The 16,083-nt window shown below is 38.2% G+C and carries 17 protein-coding genes; 5 read left to right on the top strand and 12 right to left on the bottom strand.

What is annotated here, in order from left to right; all coding sequences use genetic code 11:
- Positions 1-89 precede the first annotated feature (89 nt).
- Positions 90-437, bottom strand: coding sequence for a hypothetical protein (locus tag CRI9333_RS02090; RefSeq protein WP_041225841.1), 348 nt, complete (start codon positions 435-437; stop codon positions 90-92).
- Positions 438-815: 378 nt separating this feature from the next.
- On the opposite strand from CRI9333_RS02090, the gene CRI9333_RS02085 reads away from it, so the two are divergent.
- Both CRI9333_RS02085 and CRI9333_RS02080 read left to right on the top strand, forming a co-directional pair.
- The gene (locus tag CRI9333_RS02085; protein WP_015201542.1) at positions 816-2,657 is read left to right on the top strand and encodes a hypothetical protein; all 1,842 of its coding nucleotides are present in this window, start codon (positions 816-818) and stop codon (positions 2,655-2,657) included.
- A gap of 1 nt (position 2,658) precedes the next feature.
- Positions 2,659-3,393: a hypothetical protein gene (locus CRI9333_RS02080; protein WP_015201541.1), complete on the top strand. Its 735-nt coding sequence runs from the start codon at positions 2,659-2,661 to the stop codon at positions 3,391-3,393.
- 96 nt (positions 3,394-3,489) lie between these two features.
- Here the strand turns inward: CRI9333_RS02080 and CRI9333_RS02075 are convergent, their stop codons facing one another.
- The 3 genes from CRI9333_RS02075 to CRI9333_RS02065 form a co-directional block, all read right to left on the bottom strand.
- Positions 3,490-3,669, bottom strand: a complete 180-nt coding sequence (locus tag CRI9333_RS02075) for a hypothetical protein (protein ID WP_015201540.1) — start codon at positions 3,667-3,669, stop codon at positions 3,490-3,492.
- Between the two features lie 23 nt (positions 3,670-3,692).
- A complete protein-coding gene (locus CRI9333_RS02070; RefSeq protein ID WP_015201539.1) occupies positions 3,693-3,872 on the bottom strand; it encodes a hypothetical protein in 180 nt (59 codons plus the stop codon).
- Positions 3,873-4,081: 209 nt separating this feature from the next.
- A complete protein-coding gene (locus CRI9333_RS02065) occupies positions 4,082-5,125 on the bottom strand; it encodes a DUF5895 domain-containing protein (RefSeq protein ID WP_015201538.1) in 1,044 nt (347 codons plus the stop codon).
- A gap of 312 nt (positions 5,126-5,437) precedes the next feature.
- Between CRI9333_RS02065 and CRI9333_RS02060 the strand changes: the two genes are divergently transcribed.
- Positions 5,438-7,417: a type IV secretory system conjugative DNA transfer family protein gene (locus CRI9333_RS02060; RefSeq protein WP_015201537.1), complete on the top strand. Its 1,980-nt coding sequence runs from the start codon at positions 5,438-5,440 to the stop codon at positions 7,415-7,417.
- Positions 7,418-7,467: 50 nt separating this feature from the next.
- Here the strand turns inward: CRI9333_RS02060 and CRI9333_RS02055 are convergent, their stop codons facing one another.
- Entirely contained in the window at positions 7,468-8,112 is a 645-nt protein-coding gene (locus CRI9333_RS02055; protein WP_015201536.1) for a hypothetical protein, read from the bottom strand.
- Positions 8,113-8,247: 135 nt separating this feature from the next.
- On the opposite strand from CRI9333_RS02055, the gene CRI9333_RS02050 reads away from it, so the two are divergent.
- A complete protein-coding gene (locus CRI9333_RS02050) occupies positions 8,248-8,646 on the top strand; it encodes a hypothetical protein (RefSeq protein WP_015201535.1) in 399 nt (132 codons plus the stop codon).
- Here CRI9333_RS02050 and CRI9333_RS02045 read toward each other — a convergent pair.
- The 6 genes from CRI9333_RS02045 to dnaX all read right to left on the bottom strand — a co-directional run bounded on the left by CRI9333_RS02045 (position 8,630) and on the right by dnaX (position 13,089).
- On the bottom strand, positions 8,630-9,340 hold the full coding sequence (locus CRI9333_RS02045) for a uracil-DNA glycosylase (protein ID WP_015201534.1): 711 nt from the start codon (positions 9,338-9,340) through the stop codon (positions 8,630-8,632). The two genes, CRI9333_RS02050 and CRI9333_RS02045, sit on opposite strands and share 17 nt — an antisense overlap.
- 17 nt (positions 9,341-9,357) lie before the next feature.
- Positions 9,358-9,726: a DUF6876 family protein gene (locus CRI9333_RS02040; RefSeq protein ID WP_015201533.1), complete on the bottom strand. Its 369-nt coding sequence runs from the start codon at positions 9,724-9,726 to the stop codon at positions 9,358-9,360.
- 119 nt (positions 9,727-9,845) lie between these two features.
- The gene (locus tag CRI9333_RS02035; RefSeq protein ID WP_015201532.1) at positions 9,846-10,247 is read right to left on the bottom strand and encodes a DUF6876 family protein; all 402 of its coding nucleotides are present in this window, start codon (positions 10,245-10,247) and stop codon (positions 9,846-9,848) included.
- A gap of 122 nt (positions 10,248-10,369) precedes the next feature.
- A complete protein-coding gene (locus CRI9333_RS26430; RefSeq protein ID WP_157462231.1) occupies positions 10,370-10,588 on the bottom strand; it encodes a hypothetical protein in 219 nt (72 codons plus the stop codon).
- A 153-nt stretch (positions 10,589-10,741) separates the two neighbouring features.
- On the bottom strand, positions 10,742-11,695 hold the full coding sequence (gene holA / locus CRI9333_RS02030; protein WP_015201531.1) for a DNA polymerase III subunit delta: 954 nt from the start codon (positions 11,693-11,695) through the stop codon (positions 10,742-10,744).
- A complete protein-coding gene (dnaX, locus tag CRI9333_RS02025; RefSeq protein WP_015201530.1) occupies positions 11,692-13,089 on the bottom strand; it encodes a DNA polymerase III subunit gamma/tau in 1,398 nt (465 codons plus the stop codon). The genes holA and dnaX overlap by 4 nt, the downstream gene beginning before the upstream one ends.
- A 358-nt stretch (positions 13,090-13,447) precedes the next feature.
- On the opposite strand from dnaX, the gene CRI9333_RS02020 reads away from it, so the two are divergent.
- On the top strand, positions 13,448-14,554 hold the full coding sequence (locus CRI9333_RS02020; protein WP_015201529.1) for an IS630 family transposase: 1,107 nt from the start codon (positions 13,448-13,450) through the stop codon (positions 14,552-14,554).
- Here the strand turns inward: CRI9333_RS02020 and dnaN are convergent.
- Entirely contained in the window at positions 14,526-15,923 is a 1,398-nt protein-coding gene (gene dnaN / locus CRI9333_RS02015) for a DNA polymerase III subunit beta (RefSeq protein ID WP_198013602.1), read from the bottom strand. The genes CRI9333_RS02020 and dnaN overlap by 29 nt on opposite strands.
- Positions 15,924-16,083 lie beyond the last annotated feature (160 nt).

Here is a 16,083-nt window from a genome sequence, read left to right as displayed (position 1 = left end):
AAAGTTAGTAGAACAAGAACATTAAATGCAAGTTATACTAACTTTTATAATTAACTATAAGCCAGAGTAACATCTGCGAAACCGTTAATTTAATTATTGCGGGTTCTTATTATTTTGCTCATGTGTTGACGTTTTCTAACTTGACGTTTATCTTTATGTTTTCGTTTGTAGCTACCCTTATTATTAGAGAACGCCTTTCTAATTAAGGCATCAGGATATTTAACAGATAAGCTCGGAACTCTTAGGACTGTCCAAACAACGGCTTGATCTTTTTGTTTAATTGCTAGCCATTCTGATAATTCCTCAATAAATTTTTCTTCGCCTATTTGTTTCCAAAGCTTTTCTAGAACTTTTTTCATTTTTTTTTGCTGCTTATTAATAAGTTGTAGGTTTAAAGCAAGTAGAAGATTTCCTACTTGCTGTACTGTAATGATCAAAATGCTTGAGTCTCGTTCCAGTTCTTTGGAAGTGTTGGGTACTGAAAATAAATTTTGATTTTCTTAAAGCTTAATGATTGCTGTCTTTGACTCATCTGCCTAAGATTTCTTAAACAGCGACGTTCCCAACGTTTGTTTTCACTCTCGGTTTGGATGGAAAGCTGCTTGCACATAAAAATGCCTTAGTTTTAGGTTTTCTTCTAAAACTATGCCGATAGGCATATTTTCTCTCTAGTGATAGATGTGGTTTAAAGCTTGTCGCTGTTGAATAAACTTAATTTTTAATATTTGTCGGTCTTAAGAGTCAGGGTGGGTTTGATTTTGTATCGGTCAAACTACTGGAATCGCTGAAAACTTCATTTTTAAAAAGTATTGGCAATGCTAGCAATTTTATATTTGCACTCTCGACGTTTTTTAATTTGGGCATTATCTGCCCTGTTTGTGGTTCTATTCTTTTTAGGTGATATTAAGCCTGCGCCTTCGCAGCCAGCAGTTGAGACTAATTTACCAACTAGAATTTTGCAGACTTCTGGCGCTGATTCAACTAATGCGCTTTTGCCAGAGTGGAGTCAAATTAGTCTTGGTTCGCTACCACCAATTAATTCGGATGGTAGCGTTAATGCTGCTGGTGTGAGTCGTAGTTGGAAATCGGGTCAGACTCCAGATCAATTTCTCAGTTTGGGAGATATTAGTCAGGCTTTACGGAGTGAGTTGCTTCCAGTTAGTGAAGTAGGAAAGAAGACTAATTTGGATGTAAAAAGCATAGCGTTAAGTGCTTTTCCCTTGGTTGGGGAACAGACTTTGAATCAGTTAGTTGAAGCTGTTTCTTCACTTGGGCAAGTTAAAGCTGCGAATATTCCACCTGTAGCTGCTCTATTAGCTGCTAAGGGTTTAACTAATTCTTTGAATTTACCAATAGCTACAATACTCAACCAGTTTCCACAAGTAGGTAATTCCAAACTTAAAGATATTGATTTACAGCAATTCCCTTTATCTTCAATCCCTAACTTAGATGCAACGCCACTTCAACAGTTCAATGGGTGGCAAAATGCTGTAGTTAAAGATATTCCAGGGCTGGCTAATTTACCTTTGTCGCAATTTCCTACACCTGTTGCTGAATTGGGTGGAGTTGTTATGCGGATTGATGCTATTTATGGAGGTGCTGAAAGTAAGCGTCAAAATACCATTTCTGGTTCTGATGTTGTCGGATTTAATAAAGGTTGCGGTGAAAACTGCCCCTATTTAGAGTTAGATGATGTCGAAAACGTAGGTCGTCAGGCGCGTGGCTCGCTTGAAGGTAAACAATGGATTAGTGGTAAGTACCAGCAGGTAGAAGGCGGTTGGGGCTGTCTTAAAAGCGTTAACGGTGGTAAGGAACCAACGGGGAGATTGCCCTTTGGTAGTGCTTTTAAGGTAGTGGTGATGGAGCCTAACGAAAAGACTGACACAGTAGATACTGCTCTGTATTTCCGTTTACAAGCTTTCTGTGGAGCGACACCTTATTTTATTGGGCCAGTTCCATTTTTCAGTTACCGAGTTAATGCACCTATCTTTGTTGGGTTATTAAATAGCAATGCGGCTGCTGCTGTTAGTGTACCTAACAATTCGCTTCCTGCTCCTACATCTACTGCTACTGCCACGAATAGCTTGAATAAAAACATTCAATCTAATAGTGCTGCAACTTCAGCAAACGTTGTACCTTCAGTGGGATTGGTGCAAGGTATAAATGTTGATACTTTAGCTCAAACCACATCTAGTTTAGAGAGCGGTGGAAATTATAATTTAGCTGGCCCTTATGTTTGTGCGGACAATGGTAATAACTGCGGTTACGCCTTGGGTAAATATCAATATATGTCCTATAACGACACGGTAAAAAATCTGATTGCATCTAAACCAGGGGGCAACGATTTTTTACTTAAACTTAAAAGTAAAGGATATCAACCAACTGATGCAGAAATATTTCAATATTTTCCTCCAGCCGATCAAGAATCAATTTTTAAACGCGATTTAGCTAATTCTTTGGCTACAGTATCGACTGAAGTAGATCCGACTACAGGACAGCTTTTTGAAGGCGATCGCTTAATTGAACGAGTAGCTCAAAAACACTTTGGAGGAAATTATAGCAAGGTAGATGGGGACGGCTCTGATGCTTTTGGGCGATACACTATTAAGTCTTACGGAAAAGAAGTTTTGAAACGATATAAAGCTCAAGGAGTTTAAAATGATGGATGACCAAATTTATTCTGATTTAGCAGCATTAGATAGTGAACTATTACCACCCGTATTTACTCCTACACTATCAAATACTAAGGAAGTATCTAAGGGTGAATTGCGACGTAAATTTAGAGCGAAATTGGCTGATTTTAAAGCTGAATTTGAACATCCTAAAAGCCCTCCTGCTGAGTGGTTTGCGATCGGACGTTGGTTTCGTCTAGGAATAGGTCTTTTTTTACTATTGAGCGTGCTACTTTCTTCCTGTTCGGCTGCTGGTACTGTTTCTTGGCAGAAAGCTGAAAATGCTGTTTCAGCACAAGTTTTACAGGAAGTTGTCAAGCAAAATACTGACTTAAATCAAGTTCCAGCACCTCAAACTATTGTACCATCTATGCTAGCTTGGACTGCTAATGGGCGAGGGGCTAAATTAGTTCTGTTTGACTTTAATAATTCTGGTCTTTGTGGTGCAGTTGGGTGTTTGTATACTGGTTATTTAATCAAAAAAGAGCAAGCACCTACTCAAGTTTTCTCAAGCTATTTGCGTCCTAACTTGCCCCCTGGTAAGGCTTTATTTGTTGCAGGTACAACTTCTGATAATGATCTGGGTTTACCTTGCTTAGAGGTTACACAACCCGAAAAAACTTTATTACGTCAGTCTTCTTACTGTTACAACGGTAGCTATTATCAATTAGCTCGTAGTACGCTTTTAGAAACAAAAATTAACAGTAAGAATAAAGTTTGATTGAGTAATCATTTTTTAATTACAAACCGATTTTTTTATTTGCCGATCGCTCTGTTTCATCGTCAGTATAAATAAGAGCGATCGCTGTGTTCTCAATCAGGCATTAATAATGGCAGACTTTAATCTTGTCAAACGTTGCTGTCTATTATCTTCCTCTAACCTATCAATAGCCTCTTGTAATTCTAAGCCAGCTATTTCCATTTCTTGAATAGCACGACGCACTTTAACACTTGTTTGTTTAATTTTTTGTGGTTCAGGTATAGTAAAATCGCTCATATTAACCCCCAATCATGTTTAATTTATCGTTTGATAATTGTATAAACTCTTTGAAGTCTTGGTTCAGCATTATATTGATATTGATGATATTCTTGACGAATTTGTTCTAAAGCTTCTAATCGGCTTTGACAAGGTTGTTTTTGCCAATAACCAAAATCGCTTTTTTGCTCATTTTTATTGACTTTAGTAACAACTTTCTCCATATTTTTAAAGTTGTTAAAGACTAGATAAAATTTGTTAATATAGAGCGGGCAAACTGTTGATTATTAAAATTCTAACAGATTCTATAGGTTATTACTAAAACCTTGACAATTAGATGCGATCGCTTTCTTATTTCTGCTTTTTACATCATTGGCATAGCAGCGAGTCTATAATAATACCCAGCAATAATTGCTGGGTATTAACTTAATTATTAGTCTGACTCATCCTCATCGTCGAAATCTAGATCGTCGTCATCTTCTGCTTCATTTTCCTCCTCATCCACATTTAGTTCGGTTTCTTCATCTTCAATTTCAAAATCATCATCTTCTACAAGTTCAACAACTTTAGCTTGGCGATTTTGGCGTTTTGCAGTTGCACTTTTGGGTTCTTGACTACCTTTAGATGCTGGTGGTAAAACCTCAATTAATGGTTCTTTTGCAGGTGGTAATGCTGGTACAGTAGATTCGTTGAATCCAGCAATTTCGTCATGCAAACCCCAAATTCTTCCTTTTAGTTCTGGTGAACCTAGAAACAAAGTTGGGAAGTTTTCTGCTGTTGGTTTGGTGATACTCACTGTTTTGCAGCAGAAGTGCTTGTTCTTTCCTTCACCTTCCTTTACCGCTTTGAACTCAACTTCCAGTACGCCCAAGCTGCGCCACTTATCATTCTTACCGGAGTAAGGTACTTCGCAGTAATCAGCAAATGCTTTTTCTAGTTGGCGGTAGTATTCTTCACGTGCTGCTTTGAAACTCCAGAGCGCCACGTTTTTGAAGCGGACGACAATAGCTACAGTGTGCAGGGGACGATTATTTTCGTCTAAGAACACAAGAGCGTGTTCGCAGCACACTTCCATTGTTTTCTTATCCAGTTGAGATTTGTGGTCTTCGTACAGTCCCACCATCGTACCAGCCAGATCTTCAACATCTGCTTTGTACCGGATATACTCTGGTACTGCTCCTAGCACTAACATCCGAGCATTTTGTATCAGAAGTCCTGTGACATCTTCTGTGAATTCCACAGTTGTCAGTTCTTCTTCATCGGGCATTCTTAACCAACCAGCTTTTTCTAGTTGATCGATAGGAATGATGATCCCTGCTGGAGAATCGTTAATGACAATCCCGTATGGAAGTTGTGGTCGTCGGATTTGGTTATATCCTGGTTCCATGAGTTCAGGGTCAATGTCTAGATTGAAATCTTCAACTACTTCAACTACCTTTGCTTTCTTTCTTGTTGTTTTACCGTTTGTGCTAACCATTCTGTATTAATCGTAAATAGTGAAAGTGTTCATTCCATAAAGGGGCAGTTATGCCCCTTTGATACAGCTATTAACTTTAAGGTTTGAATCAAAAGGGTATTAAGTTGCTGTACCATTAATGGTTGAATTAAAGCTCCCTAATGGGAGCTTTTGTTGCTTTTATTGCACTTTCCTGTTAACTAAATAACTACCAGTCAAACGAGTCTTTTGATAGACAAATATTTATAACAACTATTCCGCTAGGTAGTTGATTACGATTTAATGAACTACTGTAATGTATTCCTATCTATATATTATTAACAGGACTTTTCAATGACTTTTGAAATTAAATTTTTGCTTGCTCAACCTCAATTACCAACTTTCATAGCACAAACTTCTTCTCCACCTAAACAACATACTGGCAAATCTTCTGGGTTTAAATCATCTATTGATATTAGCGGTATTTTTAAAGAATATAATAATCCAGAAGGTCTTACTGTTATTGGTGGTTTAATTTTTGTCGTTATATTTTTAATGTTTTTAAGTTCATCTAAAGGCAAAATTACTACAGGCAAAATTTGCGGCACTTCAGAAAGAATGGCGGCAACAGCTTTAGCTCTTAGTCAAATTAAGAAACGTAAATATAATCAAGTTTGTTTGTGGTGTGGTAGTCCGAGATATTGGTGGAAAGGTAAAAAATTAAAAGGTATAATTTCCCAAGTTCAAACAGCAATGGGTTCTATGCCTACTATCTGGCTACCTCATGCAGAACGTGGCACATTAGTAATTGGTAGTCCTGGGAGTGGTAAAACTTTTTCAACAATTGATCCTGCTGTAAAGAGTGCAATGATACAAGGATTTCCCATTGTTTTATATGATAAAAAGGGAGATCAGTTAGCTTTACACGCTCCACTAGCAGCGCGTTACGGTTACAAAGTTCATGTTTTTGCACCAGGCGAACCTTACTCTGGAATTATTAATCCACTTGACTTTATTAAATCTCCAGAAGATTCGGTAATGGCTGGAGAATTAGGGCAAGTTATTAATAGGAATGCTAGTTCTGGTTCTTCTAAAGGTGATGAATTTTTCTCGAAAGCTGGTGATATGCTAGCTAAGGGATTGTTGCAGCTAGTTAAGACTTATAAAAATCCTGATTACCACGATATGGCACTGTTGTACGCTTTGCTACGCTTGCCAAATTTAGTAAAACGGATTGATCATGCTGTACAAAGCGGACAAATGAATCCGTGGGTTGCTACCAGTTTCGTACAGTTCTTAAGTGCGAAAGAAGCTGAGAAAACTATCTCAGGTATTTTAACTACTGCTGCTGGTACTTTTAGTAGCTTTATCCAGGCTGATTTGTTGCAAGCTTTTATAGGGCATTCTAATATTCCTACCCGGTTAAAAGAGAAAGAAATTGTTATTTTTAAATTAGATGATGCCAGAAGAAGTATCGTTGGTCCATTATTAGCAGCCGCTATTCATCTAATTGTTGTTAATAATTTTAGTACAAAACGAGATACACCATTAGTTGTTTGTCTTGATGAATTTCCTAGCATAAGGTTGGACAGAATAACTCAATGGCTAAACGAATATCGTTCTAATGGTGCTTGTTTTATATTAGGAATTCAGAGCTTACAACAATTATACGATCAGTACGGAGAAAATCAAGGTGCTGCGATCGCATCAGCTTGTAGCACTCATGTTTTATTTAATCCTGGTAATGCTGATACTGCTAAGAAGTACTCAGATCGTTATGGTGAGAAAGAAATTACTTTAAAAAATAAATCTACTAGCCAAGCTCAAGGAAATCGTACACAAAGTGAAAGTGAATCACTTCAAAAAATTCCTATTTTAGCTGTTGATGAAATTATGAGATTTCCACAAGGTAGATGTGTCATTACTAGCCCTGGCTACAAATCGGGTCAAGAAGGCTTCATACCCTATATCCTCAGTATCCCTGTCCCGCCCTCAGATATTAAGATAGGGCAGGAATCAGAGGCTTTATGGCATTCTCACGTTCGTCCAAAATTAGAAAAGCGTGTGTCACTCTTCAATTCTGAGCAGTTGACCGAAGAATTAAACAAACGGTTGGCGGCGGCGGAAGAAATGTTGCCACTCCCTCCTGAATTGCAACAAGGTAATTCTGCGTTTAAGCCAGGGAAAACTCCACCTCCACCTGCTGCTAGACCTGTATCTCAACCTATTGCTTCTACTGCAACTTCTGAAAACGAAGAAATTGATATTCTTGAGGAAGAGCCGCCAATAAAAGTTTCGCTTCGAGTTAAGACTAATTTCAATACTCGTACATAAAGATTAAGTCCTGCAATTTATAATTAGTTTTTGATTGCAGGACTTGATTTTTAGATTGCCACTTCTGGAATTTCAGAAAACGTTAATCTACGATTATCTGTTAGATCTATATCTGGAATTAGAATTGGTGCTGTTTCATTTGTTGGTTCATTCATTAAACTCGCTACTTTATTCTTTAACCAATTTCCAGTTGTTTTATGCTCGCCTTCATTCCATCTGATTATCAGGCTTTTTGCAGGTAGCTCTGAATTAACAGCTAGAACAACTAGCTTTAAACTTTCAGGTGGGATTGATAGATATTCGCAAGCAACCCACAGTTTAGTTTTATCTGCCCAATTAACTGTAGGTTTGCGGATTGCCCATTCTATCAAAATGGTGCTTTTTCGTTTAAAAATAGCATTAGTACTAATTTGTAGGCAAGCATTTGTTTCTCCAACATTGATTGATTGGCTAAAAGCTGTATCTAAATGTAACTTTTCAGCAGATATAGTAAACAATGACGGAAGTAGTTGCTGTATTTTTTCTACCCAGTTTTTGACTTGCGGATAACTTTCTAGTATTGGCTCTACTGGTAGTTTTAGTAGCAATTGTTTGACTGCTAATTGAAACTGGAATTGTTGTTCGTACTGGTTGTTATCTTTGGTAGTGTACTCAGTTTCGCTTTTGGAATTTAGATCATTTAAGGTTATTAACATAAGGCTAGAGATTCAGTAAAAATTCTTAGCCTAATAGCGACAATAGTCGCTATTTATCAAAAGTAACTGCAATTTGATTTCAACGCTATCGCGTTGGTATGTTGTAACGTTTGAAATAGTTTCAATAAATTAATTATGGGCGCTTTAGAATTAATCGGTCTGCAAGCATTTCTGGTGTCACTTGCTCTGATGTCACATCCTTTACCCGCACATTTGCAGCAAGAAGTAAACACGCTTTTAAAAGATGAAAAATTTGATACCAATCTTTTAACACACATCCTTGATGCACACGATAGTTTGAATACCTTGTTTCGCAATGTCCGAGTTGTAGAGGGACTGCGATCGCATCAATATGAGATTTTAGCCAATCAGCAAATCACAGCACCCAATAGTTTGCCAACAGAGAAGGATTGGCTGCGTTTAGGTTCACAAGTCCTAAACGCAACCGATTCAGTTGCGGAAGTTAAGCAGTTATTGTTAACTGAACCAATAATTGCTAATTATGTACAGTCAATTTCTAATCAACTGGTTTAATTGTTCTCGCTAATTGTTGGCTGGCTTTCCGCACAACTTTTAGATCTCTCTCAGTCAGTCGCCAGGGGCCGTCCTTGCTATAGTCGTGGTTTCGTAGTAAGTACGCTGGATGTAGAATGGGCATATAAAAACGTCTATTCCATTTCATCCACGTGCCACGAATTCTAGTTATCCCCCCTCTATTGCCAAGCAGCCCGCGTACAGCAGTAGCGCCTATCAATACAATAATTTTCGGGTCTATAAGCCGAATTTGCTCTAACAGATAAGGTTTGCAAGCTGCAATTTCTTTATTTGTTGGCACGCGGTTATCTGGCGGACGGCACTTGATGATGTTGGCGATATAAACGTCACCGTCTTTTCCCGTTGAAAGATTGGCTTTTTTCAACATTCTTTCAAGTACTTTTCCCGCAGCGCCTACGAATGGTTTACCAGTTTCGTCTTCTTGCGCTCCAGGTGCTTCGCCAATCACCATTACTGGAGCGTGACGATTGCCGCGTCCTACAACAGCGTGTGTACGAGTCTCTCCAAGTGGGCAGCGTTGGCAGTTGTTACAGTGCTGCCTAATACCTTTGATTGAATTGTAAGTACCAGCAGGAATGGGAACTTTTGCACTTGTGGGAATAGACTCAACGCTGAGTATTTTAGGGGCTTCCGCCCCCTTGTAATCATTGAGATTAAATAATGTTTTGTCCATCTTTTTGAATTTTTAGTTTAGTTTTCAGAGGGTAGCATTAAGGTTCCGTCAATTAAATATAGTTGTAGCAAAGGTAGTGGGAAGTCTGTTTTTTCAAATTTTTGTGAAAATATTATAGATGAATTTTCGCTCTTTCTGCAAGTAACTAAAGCACTTTTATCTTCATTAACAGTTAATTCCCAAAGTTGAAATCTTTTTAATTCATGTGAGTTTAAAACTGGATAAATTTGGTAAGATAAAATCACATTTAGCAACCAAAAAGCTTTGCTTTCAGTTGCTACTAGGTATACTCCATCCGTATAATTGATTTTCAAACTACCTATAGAATGGCTATAATTGTTTTCACTTATTCTGGACTGATCAATATCTGCTTGTGTCAGCGTCATTTGATTTTTTTTGTAATTAAGTTTCTTATAAAATCACCGGAAGGTGATTTACTCAAAAAAGCACCCTTTTATGGGTGGTGAATGCTATTTTTGTGTTCCTTTATTTTGTTGATTACGTCTTATTTACATTCTGAAAATAATCTGAGTACATCACTGAAGTAGATTAATCGCAGGTACGGTAAGGGGAAATCTGTAATGGCAATTTTTTGTGAAATTAGCGGGGGTAAATCATCATCAATTCTGCAAGTTAGTACTGCGGTTTTGTTTTCAGAAACATTCAATTCCCATAGTTGAAAATCCTTTAATTCAGTTTGTTTTATTACGGGGCTATTTTGATATGAAAGTATTGCCGCTAGTAGCCAAAACGCCTTGCCTTTGGTTGCTACTAAATGCACTCCTTCGGTGTAATGAATTTCTGTTATACCCACTCTATGTGCGTAGGTTTCTGCTATCCCTAGTCTATGCACATAGGTTTTTTGAGTTCGGGTGCATTGGTCTATGTCTACTTGTGTAAGTTCCATTTGCTTAAGCTGTAACTAAATTTTATCTACAATCACCGCAAGGTGATTTATTAAAAAAAACTACCCTTTTCGGGGTGTATAAGACTATTTCTAAGATCTAGCTATCGTATATTTACAAATCTTCACTTTCTTCTGGATTTAACTTTTAATTTTTCTTCTAAGTCAAGTAGGTCTTGCTCTTGATAGTTTCTTGTTGGTTTTGGTGGCTTAGGGTATCTGCAACTAAGTTCGTGATACTCTGGATATCCCGTTTCAAAGGATTTGTATTGTCTCCAACTAAAGCGGATATAGTCTGGTCTTAAGAGTGGATCGCTAGGGTTTCTTTTTATTGTTGTTAGCATGGTAAAAATTTAATAACATTCAATGGGTTTCCGCGTTAGCGGTAATATATAATTTTTCTGATTTTATATATTTTTAAAATGCAGAGAAAACATCGTTCTTAACTCATTGAAAAAAAGTACCCAATTTAATAATTGGGTATACAATATTACAGACTAGAACAGTATGGTAACATTTAGAATGTACGGAAGCATTAGTTGGGTTGGAGACTCCCCTTGCTTTAGTGCTACCTCCAATTCCAGCAATGTTCGTTGTGCTGTACTGAGAGATGCAACTGTACACTTTGCTACTTCCTGTTTAAGGAAATAAACACGCTTAGGATTACCAAGATTGCAGAATTTAGCTATTTCTAAATCTTGTTTCATTCCTGATGCGATCGCAGATTTTACCCACAGCCAAGTTCTGAATTGAGTTTGCAGTGTCCTCACGACAACAATGGGCATTTCACCGCGAGCTAGTAGTTCGTTTAGCCATGCCATCGCTTTATGAGGGTCGTTTTTCCTCATGGCTTCTGCTAGCTGTAAACTATTTTGAGTAAGCGTTGGTACTAACTCTTGAATATCTTGGAGTGTTAGCTTCTGGGTGGTGCTGTAAGTTGCTAGTTTGGTGAGTTCGGATTCAGCCCGCGCAGAGTTATTGCCTATGGCTTCTGTTAGGTAGTCAAGGCATTCTCTATTGAGGGTTAGTTTGAGTGCTTTGGCTTGGGCTGCGATCGCACCACTGATTAAATCAGTTCGCCAGGGCGGAGCTAGATTGAACTCTATCAATTTGGCGTGTTTTAGTAATCCCTTGGTAACTTTGAGCCGTTTGTCTATATTCGTTGCTACAAACACCAACTTAGTGCAGATGTGAATTTTAGGTAGTAGCTCAAATAGTTTTAGGGCTGTTTCTCCCCAATTGCCAAAGTGACATTCTTCTATCACCACAAGCTTATGTTTTTGATCCCCAAAAGCTGGTGTGAGCGCACAGTTAATTGCGCTTTTTAATTGGGTGTCTCCAGAAAATCTGTGGTAGTTAAAATCCTTCCACTTTGGGTCTAATTCCCCCAGTAGTGAAGCTACTCTTTTCTTGATGTTGTAATCATCATCTCCAATTAATGCAATAATCATTGATTTTTCTCTGCTACTAGGGTTAAAGTGATTTCTCTGCCTGTAACTTCGCCCAACATTTTGGTAATTTTGGCTTTATATCCCTCAAATTTTGTTAGGTGCGATTGGGGTACAGCGAGTTCAGCAGTACTTTCTTCTAACTTGCACAAATTGGCAATAGATAGCACTGCCTGATTTTTGGCGGTTGTCGTTGCGAGAGTTTTTTGCCAGATCTTAGCCGGAGTGTCGGTTTTCGGTTTTGGTTTTGGTGCAGTGGTAGCAGGAATGGGGGCATTTTCACTTGCTTTTTTGTTAGTGTTGATTGTTGATTCTGGGATTAGCCCTAGCAAGCACACTTCAACCCACAGAGCAGGTTGTAAAGCTTGTTTTAGCTGGTATTCTGCTTCTCTCAGTTGTTGCAAGCTTGATTGGATTTGGTTGTATCCAAGGCTTTCTGCAACCTTGCGTATTGTTACCGCGCTTACCGTACTAATTAGTAAGTCATTGTTCTTGGATGTTGGATCGGATGCGATCGCAAGCAGATCTCTGTAAACTTTTAGCAGTGATACCAAGATTGCTTTTGGCGAAATGCCACTATCAAGTAACTTGCTAGATAGCTGCAATAGGGAAGCTGTGTTTTTAGATCGGATTGCTTTGAGAATTGCAATTAAATCGGATGGATTAACATCCCCTGAGATCTCTGCAATATGTTCGGGTGTGATTTCTACTTCAAGCAAACTTAGTTGGTCAAGTAGTTGTAGCGCATCCCGCATTCCTCCATCAGCAGTACGCGCCAAAGCTGTTAATGCAGCTTCATTAATTGCAATTTCCTCAAGTTCAGCTACATTGGTTAATTGTTTAATAAGATTAGCAATTGAGACTGCCTTGAAATTTAAGACCTGGCAGCGGCTGACGATGGTGGGTAAAATTTTGTGCGCTTCTGTAGTGCAGAGGATAAAAATTACTTTAGCTGGTGGTTCCTCCAAACATTTCAGCAGGGCGTTAAATGCCTGTGATGATAGGCAGTGAACTTCATCAAGGATAAAGATTCGATAGCCGTGTCCTACTGGCGCTAAGTGGCTGCGTTCAATCAATGCCCGCGCATCGTCAACTCCATTGTGACTAGCTGCATCAATTTCGCTTACATCAAGGCTACTGCTCTTTTCAATTGAGCGACAAGATTGGCACTTCCCACAAGGAGTAACAGTGGGTAGTGAATTGTTAGAACAGTTTAGGGACTTAGCTAATATTCTTGCTGTTGATGTCTTGCCTGTTCCTTTCGGGCCTGTGAATAAATAAGCTGGTGCAATTCTCCCCGACTTGATGGCATTCGTTAAGGTTTGACTCAAGCAGTCTTGACCTACTAGATCAGCTAATAGTTGAGGGCGGTATTTTAGAGTTAATGGCGTGTGCATTTGTTATTAGAAGTGATTCAATCTTTTTCAAAAAAAAGCCCCCTTTTGGGGGCTATTCTTGGGCAGATAACATGGTGTTTGTTTGTACTAGCCATCTGACTGTGGCATCAACATATACTTGAAATCCATTACCAAACTTGGGTTCCCCATATTTCCAAATGGGACTAATATGACAGGACTTTCTTTGCTTCCTGTCATATTAATTTGGATTTCACTACTAGGTAAACTTTTTAGTCCTTCTGCCAAGAATCTCAAATTAAAGAGTAACGTTTCGTTTTTGGTTTCTTCGTTGTTTAAGCTGCTACGCAGCTTGATTGTATAATAGAGAATTAAATAAGTACGAGATTGCCAGCCAGGTATGCCAGCGAAAAACCATCTGACTCAAGAACAGAGAGAACGGCTACTAAAAACTCTAAAAGAAGATGAAAATCCCTATGTAAGAGAGAAAGTTCTCATTTTACTATTAATGAATGAGGGGAAAACTTACCAAGAAATAAGTAATTTTTTACAGATAGCATATCCAACAGTAGCATATTGGGCGGTGCATGGCGACCCAGATAAACTAGAAAGCTTTCTAGATGGAAGAAGAGAAGGTAACTTCCGTAAAGTTACAAAAAAATATGAGGAGGTTTTATTAGAAATCATTGAAAAAGAGCCATCCGAGTATGGATATGAGTTTGGTCGAGGGACAGCAGCGAGGCTAGCAACTTATTTGGAAAAAGCGACAGGAATTAAGTTAAGCGGCTCTCAAGTTAGGAGAATTTTAGAGCGAAAAAAGTACGTTTACCTTTGGGCAAAGTATAGCCTAGAAGACAAACAAAATCCTGAAAAGCGTAAAATATTTAAAGAAAAATTAGCGGAATATTTAAAAATCACGCTCGCCACCCCAGAACGTCTACAGGTATGGTTTTGGGATGAGAGTGGGTTTAGTTTAAGAGTAATAAGAAGAAAAACATGGGGAAGAAAAGGCTATAGAAAGAAGGTGGCGGGACAAAGAAGAAGAGGAAGAGTAAATATCATGGGAGGATTACGTTATCACGATAAAAAAAGAATGAATTTTGTCATCAAAAAAGGAAATGCAGATGTTTTTTATGAACAGATAAAACTCTTAAATACTTTTTTACTAGAAGAATGGATTGAGCAAGGTAAACAAAGTGAAGATTTTACCAAATGTTCAGCCAAAATAGTTATTATTTTAGATAACGCCAGCTTCCACAAAAGAAAAGATATTTTAGAAAAAATTGCCTCAGAAATGCCCAATATTATTTTAGAGTTCTTACCGCCATATAGTCCAGATTATAATTTAATCGAATTAGTTTGGCATTCAGCGAAAGAATATATAGCTCATCGACTATTTGAATCAGTAGAACAGTTAGAAGAGTTATTGAATAAGTTGTTAAATGAAGGAGGTCTTGTTATTAAATGGGAACGTAAGATTAAAAATAAAGGTAATGCTGTTTATTAAATTTAGCTGCGTAGCCGCTTATGCAGGTAATAGCACCTGCTAAAACTTCTTCACCACTACCAAAATCTCTGATGATCGATAGTGATAGTTCTTGCTCTTTAACATTGATGTCAATCTTGACAGTTTTTTCATTTTTGTCGGCTAAACTCCCTAATCTAGAGAGAGATTTAACTATTCCTGCTTTGTCAACTATTACTTGCTGGAAGCAGTTTTGCTCAAGTAATTGGGGATAGTTTGGATAATCGCCTTGTAAGCAGCGACTGACTAACTTTACCTTACCAGATTGAAATGCTACAGTGGCGGTTTCTGGGTTGTATAGCATTTCAACTGATGTTGTCCCTGTGCTGTTTTGGATGACTAGCAGCTTTTCCATTGCTCGCGCAGGTATGGTACATTTAATTTCTTCTAGCACCTCTGTGTTCTCCTTTTTACCGATACCTTTTGTGGAACCTTCTATCGCAGCTAAACGGCTTCCGTCTGTCGCTGCTAAGTTGATTCTGTCTTGTTCTAATTTAAAGAAGACTCCAGTTAGTATTTGCTTAGTTTCGTCTTTACTTGCAGCAAAGATAGTGGCTTTAAGTCCTTCTTTTAAGGTTTCTGCGGGTATAGATCTTGCGATCGTAAATACTGCTGGTAATTCGGGAAATTCTTCAGTAGAGATCCCTTTGATTGTGTACTTTCCAGCATCAGCATGGATGTTGATTGTATCGTTTTTCCCCGTCATTACGATTTCGCAATCGCTGGGAAATTTGCCTACAATATCTGTTAGTAGTGCGATTGGAAGTGTAGTTTCACCCTCCCCTGCCACCTTGCAGTCAACGACAGTTTGAACACCCACGCTTAAATCATAAACAGTCAAGCTACACGATTGAGTATCCTTATTGGCAATGATTAAGGCATTAGCTAATATAGGATGTGTTGGTTTTGCAGGTGCAATACCTGTCAGAATATCTAAAGCTTCTTTGAGTTTAGCTTGGTTGCAAATTATCTTAATTTCTTGAGTTTTTGCTTTAGTTTTAGCTGGAACAATTGGAACAAATTCGGTTGGTTGATCAGTTGTTTCTGGTTCTGGTTCCGACTTAGGGCTTTCTGATTCAGGTGCTTCTGTTACTACGGATGACTTTGCTGCTTCAGCTTTTGCCCTTTTAGCTGCCATCCTTTCGGCTTTGGCTCTTTTGGCATCAGCAGCCGCTAGTGCGTCAATGTCATCATCAATGTAAACGTCAATATCAATATCATCAGTAATAGCTGAAGAGGAAGCAATAGTCGCTCCTACTTTGTTTTTACTACCATCAGTAGTAGTTGTTGTTTTCTTTTTGGTAGTACCTGTTTTGCTATCGGTTGCAGGAGCTTTTTGGATGGTATTCATTTGTTTTATGAGTGTAATTTCAAAAAAAAAGGCGGCTATTGCCGCCAAGTTCAACATAATCTTGTTATCGAATTTGTAGTTATTTTAGAGTTTTAAATGAATATCTTCATGCAGTACAAGTTGTTTTGCGATACTATTTTTTTAGCTGTACTTTGCCTAC

This window comes from Crinalium epipsammum PCC 9333 (genome assembly GCF_000317495.1).
GTDB lineage: Bacteria > Cyanobacteriota > Cyanobacteriia > Cyanobacteriales > PCC-9333 > Crinalium > Crinalium epipsammum.
This window is presented reverse-complemented; position numbering and strand designations above follow the sequence as displayed.